The organism is Streptomyces megasporus (assembly GCF_000718985.1).
Taxonomy (GTDB): Bacteria; Actinomycetota; Actinomycetes; order Streptomycetales; family Streptomycetaceae; genus Streptomyces; species Streptomyces megasporus.
In genome coordinates this window covers 19300-43946 of record NZ_JODL01000018.1, presented here as the reverse complement: position 1 = coordinate 43946, position 24647 = coordinate 19300, and the positions used below count along the sequence as shown (strand labels likewise).

Annotated in this window: 23 protein-coding genes and 2 pseudogenes; 11 read left to right on the top strand and 14 right to left on the bottom strand. The window is 71.7% G+C overall.

The genetic code is table 11. From position 1 onward, the window contains the following. Positions 1-5 precede the first annotated feature (5 nt). Genes IF47_RS0116840 through IF47_RS0116825 form a run of 4 tightly spaced genes read left to right on the top strand, consistent with a single transcriptional unit; the run spans position 6 to position 4777 of the window. Complete coding sequence (locus IF47_RS0116840) at positions 6-1121, top strand: FAD-dependent oxidoreductase (RefSeq protein ID WP_031509622.1); 1116 nt, start codon at positions 6-8, stop codon at positions 1119-1121. A 5-nt stretch (positions 1122-1126) separates the two neighbouring features. Further along, the gene (locus tag IF47_RS0116835) at positions 1127-2050 is read left to right on the top strand and encodes an alpha/beta hydrolase (protein WP_031509621.1); all 924 of its coding nucleotides are present in this window, start codon (positions 1127-1129) and stop codon (positions 2048-2050) included. 36 nt (positions 2051-2086) lie between these two features. Beyond that, positions 2087-3025, top strand: coding sequence for an MBL fold metallo-hydrolase (locus tag IF47_RS0116830; protein WP_031509620.1), 939 nt, complete (start codon positions 2087-2089; stop codon positions 3023-3025). A 15-nt stretch (positions 3026-3040) separates the two neighbouring features. Beyond that, complete coding sequence (locus IF47_RS0116825; protein ID WP_031509619.1) at positions 3041-4777, top strand: CocE/NonD family hydrolase; 1737 nt, start codon at positions 3041-3043, stop codon at positions 4775-4777. Positions 4778-4957: 180 nt separating this feature from the next. Here IF47_RS0116825 and IF47_RS0116820 read toward each other — a convergent pair whose 3' ends face one another. From IF47_RS0116820 to IF47_RS29550, 6 genes are all read right to left on the bottom strand, one after another. Continuing rightward, positions 4958-5881, bottom strand: a complete 924-nt coding sequence (locus tag IF47_RS0116820; RefSeq protein WP_031509618.1) for a LysR family transcriptional regulator — start codon at positions 5879-5881, stop codon at positions 4958-4960. An 11-nt stretch (positions 5882-5892) separates the two neighbouring features. After that, entirely contained in the window at positions 5893-7038 is a 1146-nt protein-coding gene (locus IF47_RS0116815; RefSeq protein ID WP_031509617.1) for an NAD(P)/FAD-dependent oxidoreductase, read from the bottom strand. Continuing rightward, entirely contained in the window at positions 7035-7223 is a 189-nt protein-coding gene (locus tag IF47_RS0116810) for a ferredoxin (RefSeq protein WP_031509616.1), read from the bottom strand. Before IF47_RS0116810 ends, IF47_RS0116815 begins: the two co-directional genes overlap by 4 nt. Beyond that, a complete protein-coding gene (locus tag IF47_RS0116805; protein ID WP_031509615.1) occupies positions 7220-8392 on the bottom strand; it encodes a cytochrome P450 in 1173 nt (390 codons plus the stop codon). The genes IF47_RS0116810 and IF47_RS0116805 overlap by 4 nt, the downstream gene beginning before the upstream one ends. 271 nt (positions 8393-8663) lie before the next feature. Next, positions 8664-10103, bottom strand: coding sequence for an MFS transporter (locus IF47_RS0116800; RefSeq protein ID WP_031509614.1), 1440 nt, complete (start codon positions 10101-10103; stop codon positions 8664-8666). A gap of 370 nt (positions 10104-10473) precedes the next feature. Next, entirely contained in the window at positions 10474-10722 is a 249-nt protein-coding gene (locus IF47_RS29550) for a WhiB family transcriptional regulator (RefSeq protein WP_078591899.1), read from the bottom strand. Between the two features lie 391 nt (positions 10723-11113). Here IF47_RS29550 and IF47_RS0116795 point away from each other — a divergent pair, with 391 nt between their 5' ends. Both IF47_RS0116795 and IF47_RS0116790 read left to right on the top strand, forming a co-directional pair. Beyond that, a complete protein-coding gene (locus tag IF47_RS0116795; RefSeq protein WP_031509613.1) occupies positions 11114-12064 on the top strand; it encodes a phosphotransferase in 951 nt (316 codons plus the stop codon). A gap of 158 nt (positions 12065-12222) precedes the next feature. Beyond that, complete coding sequence (locus tag IF47_RS0116790) at positions 12223-12870, top strand: hypothetical protein (protein ID WP_157839990.1); 648 nt, start codon at positions 12223-12225, stop codon at positions 12868-12870. A 371-nt stretch (positions 12871-13241) separates the two neighbouring features. Here the strand turns inward: IF47_RS0116790 and IF47_RS0116785 are convergent, their stop codons facing one another. The 3 genes from IF47_RS0116785 to IF47_RS0116775 form a co-directional block, all read right to left on the bottom strand. Further along, positions 13242-13883, bottom strand: coding sequence for a YceI family protein (locus tag IF47_RS0116785; protein ID WP_031509611.1), 642 nt, complete (start codon positions 13881-13883; stop codon positions 13242-13244). Positions 13884-14074: 191 nt separating this feature from the next. After that, positions 14075-14545 (bottom strand): pyridoxamine 5'-phosphate oxidase family protein, encoded by a 471-nt coding sequence (locus IF47_RS0116780; protein ID WP_031509610.1) that lies wholly within the window; start codon positions 14543-14545, stop codon positions 14075-14077. Positions 14546-14648: 103 nt separating this feature from the next. Further along, positions 14649-15971, bottom strand: a complete 1323-nt coding sequence (locus tag IF47_RS0116775) for a VanZ family protein (protein WP_157839989.1) — start codon at positions 15969-15971, stop codon at positions 14649-14651. 213 nt (positions 15972-16184) lie between these two features. On the opposite strand from IF47_RS0116775, the gene IF47_RS0116770 reads away from it, so the two are divergent. From IF47_RS0116770 to IF47_RS0116760, 3 genes are all read left to right on the top strand, one after another. Continuing rightward, a complete protein-coding gene (locus IF47_RS0116770) occupies positions 16185-16568 on the top strand; it encodes a hypothetical protein (RefSeq protein WP_031509608.1) in 384 nt (127 codons plus the stop codon). A gap of 115 nt (positions 16569-16683) precedes the next feature. After that, entirely contained in the window at positions 16684-16938 is a 255-nt protein-coding gene (locus IF47_RS30755; protein ID WP_157839988.1) for a hypothetical protein, read from the top strand. 197 nt (positions 16939-17135) lie between these two features. Continuing rightward, positions 17136-18389: a hypothetical protein gene (locus tag IF47_RS0116760; RefSeq protein WP_051717795.1), complete on the top strand. Its 1254-nt coding sequence runs from the start codon at positions 17136-17138 to the stop codon at positions 18387-18389. A gap of 84 nt (positions 18390-18473) precedes the next feature. Here the strand turns inward: IF47_RS0116760 and IF47_RS0116755 are convergent, their stop codons facing one another. The 3 genes from IF47_RS0116755 to IF47_RS0116745 all read right to left on the bottom strand — a co-directional run bounded on the left by IF47_RS0116755 (position 18474) and on the right by IF47_RS0116745 (position 19743). Further along, positions 18474-18926 (bottom strand): hypothetical protein, encoded by a 453-nt coding sequence (locus tag IF47_RS0116755; protein ID WP_031509606.1) that lies wholly within the window; start codon positions 18924-18926, stop codon positions 18474-18476. A gap of 146 nt (positions 18927-19072) precedes the next feature. Next, positions 19073-19318 carry a hypothetical protein gene (locus IF47_RS0116750; RefSeq protein ID WP_031509605.1) on the bottom strand — a complete coding sequence of 82 codons (246 nt, stop codon included), beginning with the start codon at positions 19316-19318 and terminating at the stop codon, positions 19073-19075. Then, the gene (locus IF47_RS0116745) at positions 19315-19743 is read right to left on the bottom strand and encodes a hypothetical protein (RefSeq protein WP_031509604.1); all 429 of its coding nucleotides are present in this window, start codon (positions 19741-19743) and stop codon (positions 19315-19317) included. Before IF47_RS0116745 ends, IF47_RS0116750 begins: the two co-directional genes overlap by 4 nt. 255 nt (positions 19744-19998) lie before the next feature. Here IF47_RS0116745 and IF47_RS31580 point away from each other — a divergent pair. Both IF47_RS31580 and IF47_RS0116735 read left to right on the top strand, forming a co-directional pair. After that, positions 19999-20451 (top strand): annotated as a pseudogene (locus IF47_RS31580) (competence protein CoiA family protein); the annotation flags it as partial. A 461-nt stretch (positions 20452-20912) separates the two neighbouring features. Then, the gene (locus IF47_RS0116735; protein WP_031509602.1) at positions 20913-22016 is read left to right on the top strand and encodes a PP2C family protein-serine/threonine phosphatase; all 1104 of its coding nucleotides are present in this window, start codon (positions 20913-20915) and stop codon (positions 22014-22016) included. A 380-nt stretch (positions 22017-22396) separates the two neighbouring features. Here IF47_RS0116735 and IF47_RS32140 read toward each other — a convergent pair whose 3' ends face one another. Both IF47_RS32140 and IF47_RS27925 read right to left on the bottom strand, forming a co-directional pair. After that, positions 22397-22696 carry a SpoIIE family protein phosphatase gene (locus tag IF47_RS32140; protein WP_425423603.1) on the bottom strand — a complete coding sequence of 100 codons (300 nt, stop codon included), beginning with the start codon at positions 22694-22696 and terminating at the stop codon, positions 22397-22399. A gap of 94 nt (positions 22697-22790) precedes the next feature. After that, a pseudogene (locus tag IF47_RS27925) lies at positions 22791-24116 on the bottom strand (SpoIIE family protein phosphatase); the annotation flags it as partial. Between the last annotated feature and the right edge of the window lie 531 nt (positions 24117-24647).

The window sequence follows — 24647 nt, the reverse complement described above, 5'->3', positions numbered from 1 at the left end:
CCACCATGCAGCTCTCGGACCTGAAGAACCTGAAGATCGCCATCGTCGGGGCGGGATACGGCGGCGCGGCGGCGGCCAAGGCCCTCAGCCTCCTCGGCGCCGACGTCAACGTGTACGAGCAGGCGAATCGGATCAGGGAGGTCGGCGCCGGCATCGGTCTGCGTCCCGCCACCATGAACCGGTTCCGCCAGTGGGGGATCTTCGACGCGATCGCGAAGGTGAGCTCGCCGAGCGAGTACTTCGAGATCCTCACGGCCACCGGCGACCCGATCATGAAAGAGACGTGGCCGGCCGACGGCGAACAGACCCACACCCACCTGATCCACCGCGGCGACTTCATCGACGCTCTCCTGAGCGTGCTCCCCGAGGGCATGGTGCACCTCGGCCACAAGCTGGAGACCGTCCAGGACAAGGGGGACGGCTCCGTCCTCACCTTCGCGGGCGGCAAGACCGTCGAGGCGGACCTGGTCGTCGGCGCCGACGGCATCAAGTCGGTGGTGCGCCGGCAACTGTTCAGCGACAAGGGCCCGGTGTTCTCGGGCGAGCACGCCTACCGCGCGGTCATCTCCGTCGACGACGCCCACGGGATGGTCGTCGACGACAACCTCCGGATGTACATCGGCAGAGGCACGAAGATCTATCTGCTGCCGCTGCGCCACCGGGGCCAGGTGTCGTTCGACATCACCGCCCTGTGCCCGGACGCCACCTGGAACCCGCAGGTCACCAAGGACGACATGCTGAAGACGGTGGACGGCTTCGACGAGCGCCTCGTGAGCATCACACGCGGCCTCGACATGGACGCCGTGAACATCCGCGCGGTCTACGACATCGATCCGGTCGACACGTGGCACTCGGACTCCGTGGTCCTCGTGGGCGACGCGGCCCACTCGATGCTGCACCACCAGGGCCAGGGCGCGAACTCGGCCATCGAGGACGCCGGAGCGCTCGCCGACGCCCTGCGGGAGGCGGATTCGGTGAAGGAGGGACTGGCCCTGTACCAGGCCACTCGCAAGCCGGTGACCGACGAGCTGCAGCGCATCTCGCGCCAGGGGTGGAGCGAGGACGAGATCGACGAAGTCTTCCCCGGGCAGAAGCCCGCGGCTGCCGCGCCGAAGGAGTGACCCCCATGCCACTGCATCCCGAGATCGCCGAGTTCGTCGCCGGCCTGCCGGCCCCGCCCGAGGGCCCGCTCGACCCGGCCGCCATGCGTGCCGCGGAGGAGGCGCAGGTCGCTCCTCCCGAGAAGCGCCTGCCGCTCCACGCGGTCGAGGACGTGACGGCGCGGACGGCGGCGGGCGAGGTGCCGGTGCGGATCTACACCCCGGTCGAGGCCGACCGCCACGGCGTGCTGGTCTACTTCCACGGCGGCGCGTTCTTCCTCGGCAGCCTGGAGACGCACGACCACGTCGCGCGCTCGCTGGCGAAGGAGACCGGGCTCAAGGTCGTCTCCGTCGGCTACCGCCTGGCGCCCGAGGCCGCCTTCCCGGCCGGCCTCGACGACTGCCACGCGGCCGTGCGGTGGGTCGCCGAGCAGGGCGAGGACCTGGGCTGGGACGGGAGGACCCTCGCCCTCGCCGGCGACAGCTCCGGCGGCAACTTCGTCGCCGCGGTCGCCGCCCGGGCGCACGACGAGGGCTTCGACCGGATCACCCACCAGATCCTCTACTACCCCTCGCTCGACCTGGACTTCGACACGGACCGCTACGCCTCGCTGCGGGAGAACGCCGTGGGCTACGGCCTGGAGACGGCGGGACTGAAGCCCTTCAACGCCTTCTACATCGACAGCGGCGCCGACCCCGCGGACCCGCTCGTCTCGCCGATCAAGCGGGCGGACCTCACCGGGCTGCCGCCGGCCCTCATCGTCACCGCGGAGTACGACCCGATGCGCGACGAGGGCGAACTCTACGGCCGGCGGCTGCGGGAGGCCGGCGTGGAGGCGACGGTGAGCCGGTACGCGGGCGCGAACCACGGGTTCGTCCAACACTTCTCCTGGATCCCGGAGTACCACGAGGTCTTCGCGGAGACGCGCGACTTCCTCGGTCGGCACTGACCCGACCGACCCGGGTACGAGTTCGGAAAGAGGACCATGACGCACACAGTCGACGTCCACCCCCTGGTCTCGCCGTGGGGGCGGTTCGGTCTGTACAGCTTCTTCGTCGACGCGCCCGAGCCGGCCATCGTCGACACCGGGATCGCCTCCTCGCCCGCCGAGGGGATGGTTCCCGCGCTCGAGGCGATCGGGCGCCGCGTCGAGGACGTGCGCTGGATCCTGCTGACCCACGGCCACATCGACCACATCGGCGGGGCGCACGCCCTGTGGGAGCTCACCGGCCGACGCGCACAGGTGGTGATCCACGAGGCCGACGCACCGATGCTCCGCTCGCGGCGGGCCCACGTGGAGGAGTACCTCGCCGGCCGGGGCCGGTACCTGGACGATCCCGAGGGGGAGGCGAAGGTGACGGCCGCCGCGAACGCCGTCATCTCCGGCGAGATGGAGCCCACCATGCTCGTCAAGGGCGGCGAGACCCTCTCCCTCGGCGGCGACGTCACCGTCTCGGTGCACTCGATCCCGGGCCACACGCCCGGATCGGTCGCCTACGTCCTCGACGACCGGCGCTCGGCGTTCGTCGGCGACGCCGTACAGGTCCACGGGGCCGCCAACGGCTTCCCCGGCTACGCGGACCCGGTCGCCTACCGTGCCGGCCTGGAGTACCTGCGGGACGAGATCCGTCCGCGGCACCTGTACCTCGGGCACCCGTACCGCCGCGTCGACGGCACGCCGTACGGCGTCGAGCTCGACGCCGCGCAGGCGGAGGAGGCCATCGACCAGAGCCTCACCGTCGAGAGCCGGGTCGCCGAGGCCGCCTGCCGTTGCCTGGAGGCCGGTCTTCAGGAGACGGATTCGCCGTACTCCCCGTTCGCCCGCGCCGCCGAGGAACTCGGCTACACCGGCGACCCCACGCTCGAGCCGTCGCCGTTCTTCACCTCGATGCACGGCTACCGCACGCGCAACCAGAACTCGTGACACAGGAGCTTCGCAGTGACCGACTTCCAGACGATCCGGGCGGGCGAGCAGACGATCGCCGTCCGCAAGGACCTCCGGGTGCCGATGAGGGACGGCGTCGAGCTGGCCGTGGACGCCTACCACGGCCAGGACGACAAGCCGCGGCCGGCCCTGATCGCGATGAGCGCCTACGGCAAGGAGCTGCAGGCCCTCGCCCTCACCATGCCCCCGCAGCGCCGTCCCAGCCCGATGTGGGACGGCTGCATCGAGGCGGGCGACATCGCGCGCGTCGTCCAGGAGGACTACGTCCACGTCATCGGCGACATGCGCGGAACCGGTGATTCCGGCGGCGTCATGATCGGCAACTACAACTTCGGCGGCGTCCCCCAGGGGCAGGACCTGTACGACCTCGTCGAGTGGGTCGCGGAACAGCCGTGGTGCGACGGCAACGTCGGCATGATCGGCATCTCCTACTTCGGCTCCATGCAGGTGCTCGCCGCCGCCGAGCGGCCCCCGCACCTCAAGGCGATCTTCGTCAGCGGCGGCCACTACGACTTCTACGAGACCACCTACCACGGCGGCATCATGTGGTTCATGCCGCGTGCCGCCCGCGAGGGCCGCGGCGGGGACTCCGGCATCGCGCACACCAACGTCAGGTCCCGCATGCAGGAGGTGTACTCCCCCGAGGAGCTGAGGAAGCTCGTCGACGAGCGGCTGAAGGACCCGGACGTGGCGGCCTGGCCGAACCTCGTCCACGTGCTCAAGTACCCGAAGAACCGCGAGTTCTGGTTCGACATCGTGATGAACCCCCTCGACGGCGACTGGTACGAGGAGCGCAACCCGATCAACCTGGCCCGGAACATCGACATCCCGGTCTACCTGCAGATCGACCAGGGACGCGGCTGGACGGTGGACGGCCACATCGAGCTGTTCAACGTCTTGAAGGGACCCAAGAAGCTGGACATCGGCTCCTACCCGCCGATGCAGTCGCGCCCCTGGATCGAGGAGCACGACAAGATGTTCCGCTGGTACGAGTACTGGCTCAAGGGCATCGACAACGGCATCATGGACGAGCCGGCCGTGAGCGTCTTCGTGGAGGGCTCACGCGAGGTGGTCACCGCGGCGCAGTGGCCGCCGAAGGAGATCGAGTACAAGTCGCTCTACCTGCGCCCACGGCGCGGGCTCTCCTTCGAACCCGAACTCATGGGCGCCGAGCACGCCGCCCCCGACGGCTTCTACCAGGCGCCGCTCACCGTCACCGACAAGGTCGAGACGCTGAGCTGGAGCACCGAGCCGTTCGAGGAGCCCACCGAGCTGATCGGCACCGGCGCGGCGCACCTGTTCGCGGAGATCGACCAGGACGACACCAACTTCATCCTGCGCCTGTGGGACACCGCTCCCGGCGGCGACCGGCGGCTGATCACCACCGGTTACCTCAAGGCCTCCCACCGCGAGCTCGACGAGGAGCGCACCACCGAGGGCAACCCCTACCACCCGCACACCCGCGCGGTGCCGGTGGAGCCCGGGAAGATCGAGGAGTACGTGCTGCGGCTCTATCCCTTCGCGGCCACGTTCAAGCCCGGTCACCGCCTGGTGGTGGAGCTGTCGAACAACGAGCCGTTGGCCGACGCGCACAACGCGCTGCTGCCGCCGGACGCCTTCCACCTGCCGGTGGGCCGCCCCGTCACCCACAAGATCTACCGCGACGCCGCCCACCCCTCCCGACTCGTGCTGCCGTTCACGGTGCGGAAGGCGGCGGAGCAGGAGAAGTAGAACCAGCCCCTCGGCCGGGGATCCGTCCGGGGACTCGCCGCACGAGGCGGGCTCGTCGCCGGCGGCCCACGGAAGCACCGGCACCGCGACTCCTCGCGGTGCCGGTGCTTCCACGCTTCCACCGGCCATGCCGTCAGGTCCGGCGCACCGGGCGTGGCCGGCGTTGTCGACCGGCCGGTGTCAGAGATCCGCTGCGACGTCGAACAGCAACGCCCGAAGCCATTCGATGAAGTACTGATCGGTCAGTCGGGGGTTCCAGACCATGTCGATCCCGAGCCCGGGAAGCGGGAACGGGAACTCCTCGATCCGCAGGTCGGCGAGCGTCCGCATGGTGGCGGCCACCTGGTAGCGGAAGAGGGCGACACCGCCCGCGCGTGCGACCAGGAAGGGCACCAACAGAAAGTCGGAGATCAACTGGCCGACGCGGTAGGGGACACCCTTCTCCTCGAGCACCGTGTACGGGAAGACCCGCCGATCGGTGTCGACGACGATGTGCGGCTGTGTGGTCAGGAGGTCGAGCGCGCTCGCTTCCGGTGGCGTGTCCGGTGAGGCCACCACCACACAGCGGTCGTCGTACAGTCGCTCGCGAGGGTACGGCGAGAAGTGCCCCTCGGAGAGCAGCACGACATCGACGCCCTTGTCGGTGAAGGTCGCCTCGGTCGGCACGGTGATCGTGAGCAGACGCAGCGTGGCGTGAGGAGCGCGTTCGGCGATGAGCCGCGTCAGCCGAGGGCCGACGACGAACGCCGTGCTGTTCGTCATGGCGATCGTGATGACGCGCCGGTCCGTGGCGGGATCGAAGCGGGGCAGGTTCAGGATGTGTGCCGTCTGTTGCAGGGCACTGCGCAGCGGCGCGATCATCTCCAGCGCCCGCGGGGTCAGCGTGACGCCCGACCCCTGCCGGACGACGAGGTCGTCACCCAACAGGCGCCGCATCCTCGCGAGCGCGTGGCTCATCGCCGGCTGTGACAGACCGACGCGCTCCGCCGCCTTGGTCACCGAACGCTCCTCGAGGAGCGCGAGGAGGGGCACCAGCAGGTTGAGGTTGACCGATGCCAGTCGATCCAACCCCGAACCCGTGGCGCCCTCTCCGTCGTGTCCCATGGGGACAGACCCTACGTGGCCGCCTGGCTCATACGACGCAGCCGAGGTATCGGAATCCGGTGGTTGAGCGCCACGGCCACGCCGGTGCCGTCCCCGTACGACCAGCGCATCAACGCCGACCCACCACCGGGCCCTCCGTCGAGGTACGTCGGTTCCCCCGGCGGCGGCAGATGACCCACCGCCTTGAGACTCAGTCCGAACTGCTCGGTCCAGAAGTACGGCTGGAACCGGAGCGGCGGCGCGTCGTCGCCGTGCAGGAGAGCCCGTGCGGCGACCTTCGCCTGCTCGATCGCACTGCTCCACAGGGGGATGCGGCGCAGGCCGTGTGGGGTGGGGAAGGCCGCCAGGTCACCGACGGCGGCGACATCGGGGCGGACGAGCCCGCGCGAGTCGACCGGGACGGCGGCGCCCTTCGCCACGAGTCCCGTGTCCGCGAGCCACTCCGTGTTGGGCACGTCGCCGACGGAACTCAGGAGGAGCTCCGCTTCGAGGACCGTGCCGTCGTCGAGGACGACCCGGGCGTCCCCCGCGCGCCGTTCGAACCGTGCCGCCTCGGTCTCGACGATGGTGAGCCCCCGATCCAGCGCGGCCTTGACGAAGACCCCGGCGAGGTAGGGGCCGAGCTGGAGGATCAGCGGCGGCCCCTGGGAGACCAGGGTGACCCGGCAGCCGGCGGCCAGGCACCCCGAGGCGATCTCCATGCCGAGCGGACCTCCGCCCACCACGACGACCGACGGCCTGCTCGCCAACCGACCGCGCAGGGACAGCGCGTCGTCGAGTCCGCGCAGGGTGGTCTCCTCGGGGAGGTCGGACAACCGCCGTGCCCGGGAGCCGGTGGCGAGGACGAGGCGGTCGTACGGCAGGGCCGCGCCGTCGTCGAGGGTGACGAGCCGGCGGTCGAGGTCGAGCCCGGTCGCCCGGACGCCCAGCAGCTCCTTCGCCCCGTGACCGGTCGGCGGGAGCTCGTGCGACGTCATGTCGTCGCCGTCGAGCAGCAGCGCCTTCGACAGGGCCGGGCGGCTGTACGCCGGATGCGGTTCGTCGCCGACGATGGTCAGCTCGCCGTCGAAGCCGGCCTCGCGGAGCGTGTCGGCCGCGGTGAGCCCGGCGATCCCGTTGCCGACGACAACGACGCGGTCCACCGTGCCGCCGCTCATATGACCCTCAGCGCCGCGACCGGGCACACGCGGGCGGCGGCGTTCGCCAGGGCGGCGTCGGCTCCCTCGACCTCCTCGCGGTCGAGGACGAGCTCGCCGTCGTCGTCGAGGTGCATGAGCTGCGGGGCGGCCTCCTCGCACAGGCCGTGGCCTTCACAGCGGGGGCGGTCAAGAACGATTCTCATGCGGGAATCACCTCCAGGACGGGGAGCTCCTCGATGCTCCGGGTGGTGTTGCCGGGTACACGGACCTCGGGTCCGACGACGAGGTGATCGACGCGCCGGGAGAGCGCTCCGATCACGGCGTGGGCCTCCAGGCGGGCGAGTCCCTGACCCGCGCAGCCGTGGGGGCCGTAGCCGAACGAGAGGTGGTCGACCGGGTTGCGCTCCACGAGGAAGGCATCCGGGTTCTCGTAGTGCCGGGGGTCGCGGTTGCCGGCGCCGAGCAGGATCGCGACCTGCGCGCCTTCGGGGATGACGACCCCGTCGATGTCGACGTCCCTGGTGGCACGTCGGCCCCAGGCGTTGATGGGCGGCCAGAAGCGCAGCACCTCGTTGAACGCGGCCGGCGCCAGCGAGGGGTTCGCGCGGACCAGGGCGAGCTGGTCGGGGTGCCGGGCGAAGAGGGCGACGATGTTGCCGATCGCCGCGATGGTGGTGTCGACGCCGGCGCCGAGGTACTGGTGGATGATGTGGCCGGCCGTGCCCGGCGGGATGGCGCCTCGTGCCTCGGCGTCGAAGATGCCGCGGCCCACGGACCCCTCGGTCAGGTCGGTGGCCTCGACCTGGGAGCACCACTCGTAGAGTTCGCCGGCGACGGGGAAGTTCTCGGCCGTGCGCTGGTTCGTCGGGCCGAGGACCTGCATGGCGGCCTGCCCCCAGCGCAGCATGTTGTCGCGCACGTGGCCCGTGAAGCCGATCAGGTCCGCGACGACCTCCAGCGGAAACGCTCGGGCGAGGGCGTCGATCGCCTCGAAGGAGCCCTTCTCGACGAGCTCCGCGACGAGAGCGTCGGCCTTCGCCTCGATCCGCCCCTTCAGACCGCGCAGCGCACGCGGGGAGAGGTTCTCGGTGAGCGCGGCGCGCAGTCGGGTGTGCTCCGGCGGGTCGGACGCGAGCGAGGTGCCGGTGAGCGCTTCGTTGGCCATCGGGTTGAACGCGATCGAGGTCGAGGAGAACGACTCCCAGTCCGCGAGTGCGCCACGGATGGTGTCGTACCGCGTCAGCACGTGGACGTCGTTCATCCGGAGGTGGACGACAGGCCCCTGCTCCCTCAGTTCGGCGTAGACGGGGTAGGGGTCGAGCACGACCTCGTCGGCGAAGAGGTCGATGTCGGAGGTGGGTGTGGTGGCCATGCCACCAGTGAAGTGGCCGGCATTACATTGAGCAAGTGAATGATTTACATGCTGTGACATGCATGGCATGCATACCGGGGGAGGGGGGCCACAGGGGCGCCGAGCGGCCCGGGAAGCGTGGCCGGAGAGGGAACGGGCCCCGCCGGTCGTGGGCGGATCGGGGCGATGGGCGTGGTGGTGGGCGTGGTGGCGCCCGCCCGGCCCCGGACACGACGGTGCCCGCGGCCTGTTTCGGCCGCGGGCACCGGGTGGTCGTCGGACTCGCTCCGTGTCAGGCGGACGAGGTCGCGGTCTCGGCGGGGGTCGCCGGGGCCTCGCCCTCGTCCAGGGCGACGTCCTTCGTCTCCCTGCCGATGAGGAGAGCGACCAGGGTGAGGACGGCCATCACGGAGAGGTAGACGCCGACCAGCCACGGGGAGCCGTCGCCGACGTCCCAGAGGGCGACCGCTATGAACGGGGCGACGGCCGCGCCGAGGATGGAGCTGACGTTGTAGGAGACGCCGGAACCGGTGTAGCGGACGCTGGTCGGGAAGAGTTCCGGGAGCAGCGCGCCCATCGGGCCGAACGTCATGCCCATCAAGGTGAAGCCGAGGACCAGCCACAGGATCACGCCGACCGTGCCCAGGTCGATCAGCGGCACCCAGACCAGACCGAAGACGATGATGGCGGCGGTGACCCAGGCGAGGGTCTTGCGGCGGCCGTACTTGTCCGCGAGCGGGCCGGAGACCAGGGTGAACGCGGCGAAGAACAGCACACCGAAGATCATCATCAGGACGAAGGTGGTGTAGCTGTAGCCGAGGCCCGGAACGTCCGCGTCCTTGGCGGTGCGGCCGTAGCTCAACGAGAACGTCGTCATCAGATAGAAGAGGACGTACGTGGCCAGCATCGCGAAGGTGCCGAGGATCAACTGCTTCCAGTGGTGGCGGAAGACGGTGGCCAGCGGCAGCTTGCGGACCTTCCCGGCCTCCTGGGTCTTCGCGAAGACCCGCGACTCGACCAGGCGCATCCGCACCCACAGGCCGATCGCGACCATGACGGCCGAGAACAGGAACGGGATCCGCCAGCCCCAGCTCAGGAAGGCCTCGGAGGGCTGCGAGGGGTCGGCGCCCGCCGCGGAGGGCAGCAGCGCGCCGATGATCAGGAAGAGGCCGTTGCCGATGATGAACCCGAGCGGAGCTCCGAGCTGCGGGAACGTGCCCCACAGCGCGCGCTTTCCGGCGGGCGCGTTCTCGGTGGCGACCAGGGCCGCGCCGCTCCACTCGCCGCCGAGCGCGAAGCCCTGCGCGAGCCGCATCAGCACCAGCAGAGCCGTGGCGACCCAGCCGGCCTGCGCGTAGGTGGGCAGAACACCGATGAGGAAGGTGGCGATGCCCATCGTGAGCAGCGAGGCCACCAGGGTGCCCTTGCGGCCGAGGCGGTCGCCGAGGTGGCCGAAGACGATCGCGCCGACCGGGCGGGCGACCATCGCCGCGCCGAAGACCGCGAAGGAGGAGAGCAGGGCCGTGGTCGGGTCGCTGCTGGGGAAGAAGAGCGTCGGGAAGACCAGGACCGCGGCGGTTGCGTAGATGTAGAAGTCGTAGAACTCGATCGTCGTGCCGATGAGGCTGGCGACCAGGACGCGGGACCGTGAGTTGACGGGCGTGGCCTCGGCCGGGGACTGTGACGGGGGCTGCGCCTGTGCCTGGGCGGGCCCGGTGGCGGGAGCGGACATCTCTGGGACTTTCCCACGAGGGTGGAGTTCGGCCGCCGACGTGGTGGGCCGGCGGTCCCGCACGGCGGCACAGGCCCCCCTCGTGGCAAGGCCGCGCGACCGATGCGGGCACTGCAACGATCTCACGCATCTCACGCACTGGTTAAAGGCTGTCCATGATGTGGGATATTGGAAGTGTTGCGGGGGTGTGGCCGCACCGCCGGGGCTCGGGACGAGGGCCCGGCCGCCGCCGCGCCCCGAGTCGACCCGCCGTCGGCGAGCACGTGTCCGCGGCCGTGCGACCGGCCGGTGCGATCGCGTGGCACGGGCCGGACGTCGAGCCGAGGGACCGCGGAGGGGCGGCGTCCGCTACCGGCCCGGCGGGCCCGTGCTACTCCTCGGGCGCCTGCCGGAGGAGGCGACGCCGGAGCGCCCTGCGTTCGGACGCCGTGGTCCCGCCCCATATCCCCTCGACTTCGCCGTTCCTGACCGCCCAGGACCTGCACGCCCTCGCCACGGGGCAGCGTCGGCAGACGGCACGGGCACGCTCCGTCTGCCGCGCTGCCGCGTCTCCGTCGCCGATCGGAAAGAACAGTTCGGGGTCCTCGCCGTGGCACGCCGCGAGTTCACGCCAGTTCATGTCGACGATGCGGCCGTGAGGGCGACCGTGAGGTGTGAGGGATGCCGCACCGGGCGCGTACCGGGCGAGTCGGCGCGCAGTGGTCCCGCCGAGAAGGCGCTCACCGAGATCTCCAAGGCTCGAGGCGGCCCGTCATCGGGGCAGCCTGACGTTCCTCCCAGCATCGGTATGTGCTGTGGAGCCCGGCAGAGGCTTGGCGCCACCCAATATAAACGACCGGAGCAATCCGGGTCACATGGTGACAACAAGGTGATTGACGGAAATCCGGGGCGGCCCGCAGGGCGAGGGCGGCCGGTGCGGTGCCGGCGTCGGCGGTGCGGCGAGGCGGGCGGCAACCGCGCTTCCGCGACCGGCCCGACCGCCGCGCCGTCCCGGATGGAACGATGGGGCCATGACCGTTTTCCTGACGGAGGAACAGCTCGCCCACCGCACTTCGGCCGCCGTCGACGCGGCGGTCGGGGCGGGGCGCGAGCTCGGGCTCACGGTGACCGATGCCGAGGTGCTTCACGACGTGTTCTCCGTCGTCGTCCATCTGGCGCCCGCACCGGTCGTGGCCCGAATCCCCACCGTCCTGCCGTACCGCGAGGACCTCGACGCCCTGGCCGTCCGCCGGCGGGCCGAGCTGGACGTGACCCGATGGCTCGCGGACCGGGGAACCCCGGTGATCCCGCCCAGCCCACTCGTGCCGCCGGCGCCCGTTCGGCGCGACGGGTTCTCCATCACGTTCTGGCAGTTCCTCCAGGAGGACCGCGGCAAAGAGCCCGACTACGCGGCGAACTCCGAGAGCGTCGCCGACCTGCACGCCGCGCTGCGCGACTACCCGGGCCGGCTGTCGTTCCTCTCCACCGCCGAACCGCGATTCGTCACCGAGAGCCTCGTACGGCTGGAGCGGCACCCCGATCTCCTCGCCCCGGCCGACCTGGACCGCGCACGCCGCGAGTGGCAGGTCCTGGAGCCGCTCGTACGTTCCCGCCCGGCGTTCCAGGAGGCGTTCCCGGGAATCGACCTTCAGCCCGTCCACGGCGACTGCCCGCCCGCGAACATCTTCTCCGGCGTGGACGGGGACCGGTACGCCGACTTCGAGATGGTCACCCTGGGCCCGGTCGAATGGGACCTCGCCACCCTCGGGCCCGACCTCGAAGCCGCCTACAACCGCGGCGCGCGTCGCAACGGCATGCGGCCGTTGGACGCGGACGTCATGCGCTTCGTGAACACCGTGGGAATGCTCCGAACCCTCGCCCACCTCATCCTCGCGCCGCAATTGCCCCCGCTGGTCGACTATCTGAAGCCGTCCGTCGAGCGGTGGCGGACGATGCCCTTCGCCGGCGGCCTCGCCACCTGACTCCCACCCCACCCCCGCCACCGGGCGGGCCCCGCCGCGGCACCGTCACGGAGGTGACGGATCGCGCCCCGAGCCCGCAGGACCGTACAGCGGTGCCGTCGATGCCGGCGGTTCGGCCGCACCGCACACCGACCCGGAGAGCACAGAGGACGCGACACGTGACACATCCACGACACCGACCGACGATCGCAGCCGTTCTGACCGCGGTGGCCCTGATGACCGGCTGCCGGAACGATGGCGGTGCGGAACCGCTGAGCCTGAGCGGCCTGGTCGACATCGCCGACGGTATACCGGACGACGGAACCGACACCTGCCCGCTGCCGTACGACATGGCCGAGGCCGTTAAGGCCGCGGGCCTGGACGCGGAGGCCGGGACCGGTCCCGCGCAGGACGGCGACGAACCGGTCGCCACGGCCGAGGGCGGAAAGCGCGCCAAGCCCGGTGATCCGCTAGCCGAGAACCCGGGCGCCCTGGTGAGCTGCACGTTCCACATCGGTGAGGAGGACGTGCGGGTGCACACCCTCGCCGGCCGTGAACCGATCGGGATCGCCCCGCTCGCGCCGGTGGCCTCGTCGTTGAGCGCGGCGAGCACCGACGACCTGACCGGTTACGTCGACGAGGTCGGGCGGGCCGAGATCGGGGAGGTGGTCGTCACCGACAGCGGCAACGTCGCCTCCGTACGCCTGAGGCTCGACGGCGACGGATACGCCACCCTCCTGGTCGGCGCCGGGAACGCGGGGCACACCTCACTGACCCGGAAGCACATGGGCGACCTCACCGAAGCACTCGCGGAACAGGTGCGGTAGGTCGAGGCCGGGAGGCGAGCGCTCGCCGGCACGTCACCGAGGCGTCCCAAGGCACTCGGAGCGTCGGTCGCCTCGCCGAGCCCTCTCACCGTGGCCGTTGACCGGGCGAGGGCGGTCGCGCCCGCGGTGCACGAGGCTCCCACGCCGGTGAGGGAGGCGGTTGATGTCCCACCCCACCGGCACGGGAGTCTTCGTCGGTTCCCCGTCCCGGCCGCGACCCCGGTGTCGAAGACTTCACGGTGATCTCACGACGCCGGGTCGTGGGGCGGCTTTCGGCCGGACCGTGCGCCACCGCCGCATCACTCGCGAAGCGCTCCGAACCGGTGCGGCACCCGCCTCGAGCCCGACACCCCACCGGGACAGGAAGCTCTCTAGCCGGCGGGTGGGATGCGGGTGGCGGCGATGTCGAATTGGAGACGGACCTTCTCACTCACCAGGGAACCCCCCTGGGCCAGTCTGGTGTTGTATGTCAGGCCCCAGTCGGAACGGTTGATGGTGGTGGTGCCGTCGAAACCGACCCTGTCGTAGCCGAACGGATCGACGACATGCCCGATGTAGGTGAGCTCCAGGACGACGGGGCGGGTGACGTCTTTGATGGTGAGGTCGCCGGTCATGCGGTAGACGTCCTTGCTCGCGAGCTGCACGGCGGTGCTCGTGAAGCTTATGCGCGGGTAGGTCGCGGCGTCGAAGAAGTCGCGGCTGACCAAGTGGGCGTCGCGTTGCTCCACCCCGGTTTCGACGCTGGCGCTGGACAGCACGATCTCGGCCCGGGAGCGAGCCGGGTTACGGCCGTCGAAGTAGAGGCGGCTTTCGTATTCCGTGAAGGAGCCGCGCACCGTGGTGACCATGGCGTGCCGGACGGAGAATCCGATCCTGCTGTGCGCGGGGTCGATCACCCACTCCCCGGTCAGAGCCGCGAGGGCGGGATCAGGCAGGACAGCGGGGTTTGGGACCGCCGGAGCGGCATGGGCCACCGTACGGCGGGGCGGGGAGCTGCGGTTGAACAGGTTCATGGTGCACGTTGTTAGTGCAAGGCAAGGCACCGCCGCAAGAGTTGATCAAGAGTCGGGTTCTTCAGGGGCCCGGCTTGTCACCGAGTGCTCGGAACGCCGGTCACAGTGATCCGTGCCCGACCTCACGCTGACGCGGCCAGGCGAGGAGCGAGGAGCGGCCCCGGCGCGGGGCGCCGGGGCCGCCACAGCGCCTACGGCTTGACGGTCCCGTGCTCCGCGTCGAAGGTGTCGCCGGTCAGTTTCGTCTTGACGAAGCTGATCAGTGAGGACACCTTGCCGCCGGGGGTGTCCCAGTACTCGGCACGCTCCACGTCGACCCGGAGGAGCACCGCGTCCGGGTTCTCGGGGCCGCCGGGCAGCCACGCCTCGGCGAAGGTGTTCCACAGCTCCTTGAGCTTGGCGTGGTCGTCGACGATCCGGGCGCTCCCGGTCATCGCCACCCAGGCGTCGCGGGAGGAGAAGGTGAGGGACACCCGCGGGTCCGCTCCGATGTCGCGGACGTGGCGGGTGTCCCGGGCGGTGATGAACCACAGTTCGGCGCCGGGGTCGACCTCCTGGCGGGCCATGGGGAAGCTGCGCGGTCCCTCCGGTCCGTAGGTGGTCATCATGGCGATGGGCATGTCCCGCATCAGCTCGACCAGCTTCTTCTGCTCATCGGACATGGTTTCTCCCTACGTCGTCGGGGCTGGGCAGGGCCTTTCCCAGTACCCGGTCCGGCGTCCCCGACACGGCCCGGGGGCGTCGTGGGCGACACCGTCGGGCAGGTCAACCGGCTCTGGGCCGGGCGTCCACGCTGTCGTGCACCGTCCCGGTCGAGGCGTCGACGGAGAACAAAGCGTCGAACGGTTCCACGGTGACCGGCCACTCGGCCCGCCACCTCCCTTCTCTGAGCACGGCGGTCAGGTCGTGGACGTGGATGGTCGACGTTCCTCCCGGGGAGGGCCGGTTCGCGAAATGGGCGCGCAGGGCACGCCGGGCGTCCTCCTCGCCGAGCGTCACCTTCGGAAGGCCCTCGGGGTCCTCCACCCGGTGGACGAACAGGTCGGTCACCTGCCCGGATGCTCCGATCCGCAGATCCAGACGCGCGGGCATCACGATGCCGTCCCGCACGCGGTACCAGTCGACCCGCCACCCCCGCTCACCGTCGGCGTCGGCCGCGCTCACCTCGGCCTCGAAGCCGCGCAGCACCCACGGGTAGTGCTCTGCGGCGTAGCGTCGCGCGATGGCCAGCGCGTCGGACCCGTCCCGCGGTGGCACACCGGCGCCGGGCACGGGGAAGCCGTGACCTTCCCGCGGGGGCGGGGAGTGCAGGGAGGCGGAGAACCGGTCGGCACCGGGCCACGACAGCTCCGCGAACCCCTCGTCCAGCGCGATGAACAACTGCCCGGGAGCGTCGGCGGTTTCCGGGCTCGCCTGGACGTTCACCACCGTGTAGCGATCCCCGAAGGCCTGCCGCACCGCCTGTTCGGCGGCGGCTTTCTGCTCGCCGTCGGCGAACCGCAGGGAGGTGCTGTCGACGGCGGTCGGGGTGATCCACACCGACCACACCACGGCTCCCGCGAGCGCGACGGCCGCGGAGGCCGCAAGCGCTTGAGGGGCCCCCGCCCGCCAGCGGTGCACCGGCCGTCCCCGAGCCCACAGGAGGAGCCGGCCGGCCACCAGCCCCAGCAGGCCGCCGACCGCGTTCATCTCCACGTCGCTGGTGTCGCAGCCCCGGCCCAGGGGAAGCGCCCCCTGGGCGAGTTCGGTGGCCACCGTCAGGAGCACCACCCCGGCCAGCACCGGCGTCGGTCTTTGTACCGCGAGCATCCCGAACAGCCCGATGGGGACGAACATCGCCGCGTTCCACAGCCCCTGCGCGGTGAGGAACGGCTCGGCCAGATCGCGGTTGACCACACACCGCCCCGTCATCCCGCCGCCGGTGGACCACATCGTCAAACACACCTCGGTCGCGACCGCGCCGCTCAGCGCCGCGCCCGACCACGGTCTTCCCTCCGCCCGCCGCGATAAGACCAGCCAGGTCACCGCCCCCACCGTGAGCACCACGGCGAGGGAGAAGACCACATACCCCGCATGACCACGGAACACAGCCGTCAGCATGATCCCCCCAACAGAATCGGACGCCCCATCATGCCCGGCCCGCACCGCGGGCCACGGCCGCCCGTCGGGAGAACACCGTTCGCCCCCCGGCCCACCGAAGAGGACCTCGACCGGCGGGCGGCCGGCGGGTGCCCGGCGTTCGGGCGACCCTCCGGCGGCGTCACCCCGCACCCGGTATTCGAACAGACGTAGCATGGCCGGGTGGCCGACGACACGCCCTTCCCGTTCCCGGACGACCTCCTGCACCTGCAGCGCCGACTGCACCGGGTACGGGGCGAGTACACCGGCCTGTGCCGCACGCTGCCGCGCAGCGCCGAGCCGCTGCCGGGCCGAACCCTGGCCGAGCCCGCCCCGGGCGGGACCACCCGCACGGTGACGATCGCCGCATCCCCCGGCTACACCCCCGAGCAGGCGGAGACCGAACGCCGGCTGCGCGAGCAGTTGCTGGAACTGTCCGAGCAGATCGTCACCCACGATTTTTGGACCACCTGCGCCCCCGAAGACCGGTACCGGGCCCGCAGCGCGCTCAAACACGTCGCCGACCCGTCGCCTCCGGCGGCCACGGAGGGCGGCGGGAACCGGTAACCGCCGCCCGCGGCGGACCGCCCACCTCTCTTTCCGGGCAGGGTGTCCGGCCCTTCAGGGCCGGGCCGCGAACACCTCCGCACAACAGCGCCCACCGCCCCAACCCCCGGACCCCGTGACCGCCTTCGGCCCGGCCACCACCCGCGCCGCCCTGGACTCGGGCCGCTTCGCACACCACAAGAGGAAAAAAGGGGGACACCGACGCATGCACCCGACCGGCACCAAACAGCCCACCGGCACGCCGATCTACGACCGCCTGGTCCGCGAGCGCGGCGACATCCCCGCCGACGTCCGTCAGGTCGCCGAGACGACCCTGCGGAGCGCCGCTCGGGCCGTCGATTTCCGCCGCCCTCGCCCGCCGGCTCGCTGAGCCCACCCGCCCCCGCCCGGAAGACGACGGCAGCGCCCATCCCGCCCACCGGGACCGGCAACCCCTCCGTGTCTCCCGCCGTCCCGCCCGGCGGGACGAGCGCCCCGCGCCCGCCTCGACCGCGTACCGAGCCGCGCAGACTGCCCAACGAACGAGCACGAGACGACCCGACGGCGGAACGCAAAGGCGGCGCGGAAATGGGCAAGGCGAGCAGGCGCAAGAAGGGACGCACCCGACAGGAAGTCCGGCAGTGGGATGCCACCGCCGCGGCTCGCGCCGCGCTGCACGACCGGACCGTCACGCTTCTGCGCCTGGAAGACAACCCCTACGTGGCCGCCTGCCTCGCCGCGACGACCGACAGGAACTTCCAACACGCCCTGTGGCACCACATCCGCGCGGGTCTGTCACTCGGGCAGGCGTGGCAGGAAACGGCCGCCTGGATGCTGGGAGAAGCCGGATACCCCGGCCCGTGGCCGCACGGCACCCAGCTCATCGCCGACTACGCCGTGTGGGAACGGCAACGCCAAATCGCCCTGCTGCGGCACGCGGAGATCTGCGTGGTCTCACCGGCGGCCCACGCGGCCGTCATGGCGGCCGCCATGACACTGGACGCCACAGACCTGCTCACCCTCGACCGGGACACCGACATCCCCCTGCGCGCCGGCCTCGTGGTCATGCCGGAACCGGTCGTTCTCCTCAACCGCAACGCCGACCTGGGCGACCTCAGCGTTCTGGGCTGGACCTTCGGCACGATGTACGGATCCGCCGGCGAAGAGCACCCCGCAGTCGGGGTCAGCGGAATGGTCCGCACCGACGGCCCCACCAAGACATCGGAGTGGGCGCAGTTCCTGGCGGAGACGAGAGCCGGCGGCCATCCGGCGCCCCCGTGGTTTCCCGCGGGGACCAACGGCATACGCGCGGACGCCGCCACCAGGAGCACCTCCTCGCACACCGAGGCAGTCGTCTCTCTCCAGGCGCGACGCATGCTCCACACCGCCGTCGGAGACCTCGTCCGCACCAACCAGCGCCCCGCACCCCACGCCGCCCAGTGGAACGGCGAGCCGATCGAGGACCCGTACAACGACTTCGCGGAGCGGTACCTCTTCGCGTTCTGGCGCCTGGCCGCGCAAGGCGTCACCACCGCGACCGGCGCAACACCCCCGGGCACGAGCGACCGCCACCGACCGGCCGCCGAAAACCCCACCCGCGACCAGGCCCCCGGAGCGATCCGCCTGATCGACCTGCGGAGAACTTCGGACCGTGCCGCCCGGACAGGGCAACCCCCCGGCCCCAGCCGGTACCACCACCGCTGGCCCGTGCGCATGCACAAGGTCAACCAGTGGTATCCAAGCCTCGGCCGTCACAAGATCCGCTGGCGCGGCCCGTTCATCAAGGGCCCGGCCGACGCGCCGCTTCGCATAACGGAAAAGGCCTATCACCTGAGCACGTGAAGGCGATCCGCCAGGAGCGTACGAGCGCGCCCCCGGCCCCGGGCCGGCGGCGAGCACCTCCCGCACCGGCCCCCTCGGGGGGCGTCACACCTCCGGCGCGGGCTCGTGCTCGTCGTACGGTTCGTGGGCGGGCACCTCTCCAAAGCGGCGGTGCCGGTGCCGGTCGCCGGTCAGGGCGACGATCCGGTGGACCGGCACCACGATGGGCGGGTGACCCCCGGTGGGGGAGAACTCCAGGCCGGCCTCCGCCTCGAACGCCGTCACCGCGCCGTACAGGCGGTGCAGCACGGTGTCGGGCCGGGGCCCGCACTCGACGTCCAAACACAGCGTCCAGTCCGCCAGCCAGTGGACGGGCAACTGCGCCAACCGCGCGGCGGCGGGGCCCGGACGGTCGTCGTCGGGCACCCAGACGTACGCGCCGGAGATCAGCGCGTTGAACCGCTCGATCACATCGGACTCGCCGTGGGACCAGGCCACGGCGGCGGTGCGCCGCGCCGCCCGGGCCCGGGTCACCAGCGGCGTGGGGGCTGCGCCCACACCGTCGCGCTCGGCGTCGGCCGCCCGTCCACGCCCGGCGCCTGTTCGACGCGCGGGCCGTCAACACAAGATGCCGCCCACCCGGCGTCGGGCCCGCCCGGCACCGGTGGTGGTGACGTGGCCGGGGCCGTGTCGGGGAGGTGAGGTCAGGCGGCGTGGTGGTGGGGGCGGGCCAGCCGCCAGGGCAGTGGATATTCGGTGCCGCAGGTTCCGCACCGGGCGCGGTACAGCGCGGCGGCCGGTCCCGGGGTGTCGGCGGGGACGGCGGCCAGGGTGCGGCCCTCGACGACGGTGACCAGCGACGGCCAGGGGGTGGGGCAGCGACAGGCGGGGGAGGGGCCGAGGCCGCCCGCGGGTGTCTCGGCGGGCGGCCGGTCGGGCGGGCTGGTCACCGGGCCTCCCGCGTCTGCTCGGGCGGGTCGGCGGCCCGCCGGGCGCGGGGGGTGAGGCCGGTGGTCTCGGCGACGGCGTCGACGTCCTCCTCCCTGTAGGCGGTGCGCACCCCGGACACCGACATCCCGGCGGCGGTGGCGAGGTCCTCGAGCCGGTAGGGGCGGGGGCGGGTGAACTCCCGCCCGTAGGCGATCAGCCGGCGAATCTCGGCCTCGGCCCGCCGGCGGCGGTCGCGGGCGGCGGCCAGGACGGTCAGCAGCGGGTCGTGGTCCTCGGCCAGCCAGGCTCCCTCCAGGTTGTCGGCGAGCTTCTTGCGCTGCTCCAGGGCGTCCTGGAGGGCGTCGTCGTAGGCGTCCGCGGGGGTGACGTCGCCGGGCTGCGGCAGGGGGACGGCGATGGCGGCGATGGCTTCGAGCGAGTGCATGTCTCCAGCATCCACCATTTTTTACGATGCTCGCAATGAATTTTACTGAACGCATAACCGGGGGGGGTGGTTCGGGGGCGAGTGGCCCCCCGCGCGTCGGCGGACCGCCCGGCCGGGAACCTCGCCCCCTCCCGGAGAACACCGGCCGACCGCGCGCCGGCCGGCGGCCGACAAGGGCGCTGTCAGTGCCGCCTGCTATCTGCTCCTCTGTCAGATACGCCGCGATATGCACTGGATTGCCAGGAGGTGCGATTCATGCCCTTCACCGCACTGCACCCCGACGCCGGACACCTGGACGCCACGCTGCCCGACCTCGGACGCGGAATGGACTGGGCCCACATCCACAAGGCCCGCCCCCGCGCCCCGCTCACCTGCCCCGAGTGCGGCTGGGGCGTCCACGCCAAGCACTCCCCCCACGGCGTGCGGTTCTTCTGCCACGACCCGGGGCGGCCACCGTCGTGCGAGCTGTCCACCGAGTCGTGGGAACACCACATGCTCAAGCTGGAACTGGCCGGCGCGATCCGCACGGCAGGCTGGTACGCCGAACTGGAGGTGTCGGCCGCCGACGGCTCCTGGCGGGCGGACGTCATGGCCACCTCACCGGACGGCACACGACGCATGGCCTGGGAGGCACAGCTCTCCCCGATCACGGCAGCGGACATCCGAGCCCGCACCGCCCGCTACCGAGCCGAGAAGATCGCGGTGTGCTGGGTGTGCCCGCACACCAGACCGCCGGACTGGATCGACGTGGTGCCGGCGGTACGAGTGCGCGCCCCACAGGAGCAGGGAGAGGCGTGGATGGTGGACGACGGGCTCGCCGGGTTCGACGTCGCCACCGGCACCTGGGAGTTCAAAAAGGAGGAACTGACGCGGTTCGTGCGCTGGACGCTGCTCGGCCGACTGATGTCCGCCCGGAGCCTGCCACGCTACCGACGCGTGCCCCGGCACATCGACGGCGACCTGCGGTGGTTCCACCGAGATCGGTGGAAGCCACTCCCTCCGAGGCGACCGGTCCGGCGGCTCCCGCGGTGGCTGTCCCGCGTCGTCGGTCGTGGGCCTCGTGTGGCCCGCGTACGGCGGGTGTCGCGGTCGCCGCGGGGCGGGGGACAGCGGAGACTGGGGCCTGGATCTCCTCCACGATCGACGCGGGAGCACGGAGACGGCAGAGCATGGCACGTGATCGCACACCCCCGGTCGGCCGGCGGCGCTGGCCCGCCGTGCTGCCCGTCGCGGTCGTCCTCGCCGCGATCGTCGTCGACGTCCTCGCCCCGCCGGAGACCAGCACGTTCCCCCTGCTGGCGGCCGCGCCGGTGCTGGCCGCCCCGGTCTACTCCCTGGCCGGCACGATCGCCACCGGGGTGGCGGCCCTGGCGGCCGGGGCCGCCCTGACCTACGCGAGCGGCGGAGACCTGTTCTCCACCGCCCGCGCCGTCGCGTTCACCAGCATCGTCGTGCTGACCGTCCTGGCCGCGCTCCTCAACCGGACGATGGCCCACGACCGGCAGCGGCTGAAGGACGCCCGGGAGGTCGCCGAGGCCGTCCAGCGCGCCGTGCTCCCCACCCCGCCCAGGCACATCGGACCGCTGGACGTGGCCGTCCGGTACCGGGCCGCCGCGAAGGAGGCCGCCATCGGCGGCGACCTCTACGCCGCCCACTCCACTTCCCACGGCACTCGGCTGCTGATCGCCGACGTGCGCGGCAAGGGCCTGGAGGCGGTGCGGACCGTCAACAGTCTGCTCGGCACCTTCCGGGAGGCCACCCGCCTGCCCGACCCGGCCGACGTGGTCGACCGGCTGGAGGAGCGCGCCCAGGAGTTCAAGGCCGAGGAGAGCGGGATGGAGTCCTTCGCCACCGCCGTCGTCGTCGACGTCCCCGCCGACGGCGGCGAACTGCGCGTGGTCAACCTCGGCCATCCCGCGCCGCTGCTCCTCCAGCAAGGGCGGGTGCGGGCGCTGGAGCCGGCCACCCCGGCCCTGCCGCTGGGGCTGGGCGACCTGGGCCGCCCCCGGGTACCCATCGAGCGGCACCCGCTGCCACCGGACGCGATCCTGCTGCTGTTCACCGACGGCGTGGTGGAGGCCCGCGACCACAACGGCGCCTTCTACGACCCGGTGCCGTTCCTCTCCCGCCCGCTGCCGGCCGATCCCGACGCGGTGCTGGACGCCCTCCTGACCGACCTGGACCGGCACACCGACGGGCGGTTGGACGACGACGCCGCGCTCATCGCCGTCACCCACCGACAGAGCGCTCGACAGAGGCGACCGAACGCATGACACCGCCGGCGGCCTGCCCGTCGCCCAGGCCACGCTGACTCGACCCACCGACTGGAAGCCGCGCAGCGCCCGCCCCTGCCCCTCGGCGGGGAGAGGTAGCCGCAGATGGCCCGCGGATCGGAGTCGGCGAAACGCTCGACGGGCATGGTCGTCCCCAAAAAGAGGTGCGGGAAGAGGACAGACATGCGAAGAGCCCCGTGCGCACAAGGCGACGGGCCCTTGGAGAGACAAGGAGGCCACCGGCGCATCGGAGCGCCGCGGCGTGAACTCACAACGAGCGGGCGATCAACCACCCACCCCACGAAGCAGAGTTGGGACACCCCCCCCGCACAACAGCGGACAGCTGTGGCCGAACAACTCACCACGTGCGACCCGATCACTCATCGCCGCAGGTCAACGAGACGACCGGACACATCGCCGGCCGGGGGCACGCGCAGGGCGAGCAGGGCGACGTCGTCGTCGTCGGCGGGGGCGATGAGTTCCAGCAGTTGGTCGCAGAAGTCTTCCACGTCGCTGCCGGCCAGGGTGGAGGCCCGCAGGCGGAGCCGGGCCATGCCGAAGTCGAGGGGGCGGGTGCGGTCTTCCACCAGGCCGTCGGTGTAGAGCAGGAGGGTGGACTCGGGCGGCAGGGGGTCGATGACGTCGTGCCGGGGCAGGCCCAGGTCCAGGGTGGCACTCATGCCCAGCGGGGGGGTCGGGGTTGTCTTCGAGGTAGCGGGCGTGGCCGTCTGCGGAGGTCAGCAGGGGCGGAGGGTGTCCGGCGTTGGTCCAGTGCAGGCGCAACGGGCCGCCTTCGGGGCCTTCGACGCGGGCGAGGAAGGCGGTGGCCATCGGCGCGCTGCTGGTGTGGGTCATCGCGTCGTCGAGGTGCCGCATGATCATGCTGGGCGGCCCTTCGTGGTTCCAGGCCAGGCCGCGCAGCATGTTGCGGAGTTCGGCCATGTGGGCGGCCGCTTGCAGGTCGTGGCCGACCACGTCCCCGATGACCAGCACGGTGACGCCGTCGGCCAGCACGAAGGCGTCGTACCAGTCGCCACCGACCTCGGTGACGGCCCCGGCGGGCCGGTAGCGGGCGGCGAGACGCAGGTTGTCCGCATGCGGCAGGGGAGCGAGGAGGTTCCGCTGCATGGTCTCGGCGACGTGGCGCTGCTGGACGAAAAACTGGGCGTTGTCGACCGCCGGCCCGGCCCGTCGGCCGATGTCGGCGAGCACCGCGACCTCGGCGTCGGCGTAGGGCGGGGAGTCGGCGGTGCGGGCCACCGTCAGCGCGCCGAACACCTTCCGCCGGCTGGGCAGCCCCACCACGATGGCCGAGTGCCCCCCGAGCCGGTCGAACAGGTCCCGGTGGGCGGCCGTGGCGAGCGGCCTGTCGGTCTCCAGGGCGAGGTCGTCGGCATCCAGCAGCACCGGCTGGGCGCCGCGCAGCGCGCGTGCCAGGGCCGAGCCGGGCGGTGGCGGCGGCAGGGGCCCTTCAAGCGCCTGGGCCACATCGGGGTCGCCGCAGTGGTGGACCGCGACGCGCCACACCGGTCCGGCCTCTTCGGTGCGCAGGTCCACCGCGGCCCAGTCGGCCAGCTCCGGCACCAGCAGGCGGCTGGTCCGCCGCAGCACCTCACGGGTCTCCAGGGTGGAGACGAGCACCGCAGAGATCTCGGAGATCAGGTTCAGCCGGGCGGTCAGCTCCTCCAGCGCCGCCAGGTACGCCGCTATCTCCTCCTGGGCTGCCCGGCGGGTGCTGTAGTCGCGGAAGACCAGCACCGCACCGGCCGTCCGCCCCTCCAAGCGCAGGGGGGTGACCGCCCAGATGACCGCCATCAAGGTGCCGTCGTCCCGCAGAAAGAACTCCTTGCTGCCCTCGTCCGGACGGCTGTCGGCGATCGCCGCATCGGTCGCCGTGTGGATCCGGCACTTCTCGCGGGGGAGGGTCGTGCCGTCCACCGCCCGGCACAGCAGGTCGTGCAGGTCCTGGCCGAGGGTCTGTGCCGCCGGACGGCCCACGAGCTGTCCGGCAAGGGGGTTGGCGGCGATGACGCGACCGGAGGTGTCCGTGGCGTACACCCCGGCCCCCAGGTGATCGAACACCGCCCGCAGCAAGACCATCTCCGGCACCGCATCGGCCGCACTCATCGCTCCGCCCACCTCTCACCGCTCCTCGGGCCCGCGCTCTCGCGTGAATGCGGAGTTCCCATCACCCGCACCCCCAATCGGCCACCACAAAATCTTGGGCATATGGTGCGGCGGGTGGTCCGGAGCGGCGCCGCCCCTTCCATGTTCGGCGACAGCCGCGGTGCCCCCGGGGCACGGCTCTTCTCCCGCAGCACCGGAGGCTCTCGGTCACGCCGCACGATGCCCGCCTCTCGTGCCTTGCCCGCCGGTCCCCGGCCACTGTGGCACAGGCCGGAGGCGGCACGGGCCGATCGCCGGCCGCGACCACCATCGGGCGCCCACCACCACTCCGCCCCTTGCCGGGACCGGCCCGCCCCGCCACACCGGAGAGGACACCATCAGCCCGCCCCATGCGTTCCGCCGTCGAGCGCATCATGCTCGACACCGGCCTGGCCGGCCTTCCGGAGATCGACCGCTGCGGGTTTTGATCAGGGAATCTGACGTGCTCACGGCTCCCACAGCCTT

Bases quoted from the DNA above. Each gene is read 5' to 3' on its own strand.
- IF47_RS0116840 (WP_031509622.1), top strand. From the start codon at position 6: ATGCAGCTCTCGGACCTGAAGAACCTGAAGATCGCCATCGTCGGGGCG.
- IF47_RS0116835 (WP_031509621.1), top strand. From the start codon at position 1,127: ATGCCACTGCATCCCGAGATCGCCGAGTTCGTCGCCGGCCTGCCGGCC.
- IF47_RS0116830 (WP_031509620.1), top strand. From the start codon at position 2,087: ATGACGCACACAGTCGACGTCCACCCCCTGGTCTCGCCGTGGGGGCGG.
- IF47_RS0116820 (WP_031509618.1), bottom strand. From the start codon at position 5,881: ATGGGACACGACGGAGAGGGCGCCACGGGTTCGGGGTTGGATCGACTG.
- IF47_RS0116815 (WP_031509617.1), bottom strand. From the start codon at position 7,038: ATGAGCGGCGGCACGGTGGACCGCGTCGTTGTCGTCGGCAACGGGATC.
- IF47_RS0116810 (WP_031509616.1), bottom strand. From the start codon at position 7,223: ATGAGAATCGTTCTTGACCGCCCCCGCTGTGAAGGCCACGGCCTGTGC.
- IF47_RS0116805 (WP_031509615.1), bottom strand. From the start codon at position 8,392: ATGGCCACCACACCCACCTCCGACATCGACCTCTTCGCCGACGAGGTC.
- IF47_RS0116800 (WP_031509614.1), bottom strand. From the start codon at position 10,103: ATGTCCGCTCCCGCCACCGGGCCCGCCCAGGCACAGGCGCAGCCCCCG.
- IF47_RS29550 (WP_078591899.1), bottom strand. From the start codon at position 10,722: ATGAACTGGCGTGAACTCGCGGCGTGCCACGGCGAGGACCCCGAACTG.
- IF47_RS0116795 (WP_031509613.1), top strand. From the start codon at position 11,114: ATGACCGTTTTCCTGACGGAGGAACAGCTCGCCCACCGCACTTCGGCC.
- IF47_RS0116785 (WP_031509611.1), bottom strand. From the start codon at position 13,883: ATGAACCTGTTCAACCGCAGCTCCCCGCCCCGCCGTACGGTGGCCCAT.
- IF47_RS0116780 (WP_031509610.1), bottom strand. From the start codon at position 14,545: ATGTCCGATGAGCAGAAGAAGCTGGTCGAGCTGATGCGGGACATGCCC.
- IF47_RS0116760 (WP_051717795.1), top strand. From the start codon at position 17,136: ATGGGCAAGGCGAGCAGGCGCAAGAAGGGACGCACCCGACAGGAAGTC.
- IF47_RS0116745 (WP_031509604.1), bottom strand. From the start codon at position 19,743: ATGCACTCGCTCGAAGCCATCGCCGCCATCGCCGTCCCCCTGCCGCAG.
- IF47_RS0116735 (WP_031509602.1), top strand. From the start codon at position 20,913: ATGGCACGTGATCGCACACCCCCGGTCGGCCGGCGGCGCTGGCCCGCC.
- IF47_RS32140 (WP_425423603.1), bottom strand. From the start codon at position 22,696: ATGAGTGCCACCCTGGACCTGGGCCTGCCCCGGCACGACGTCATCGAC.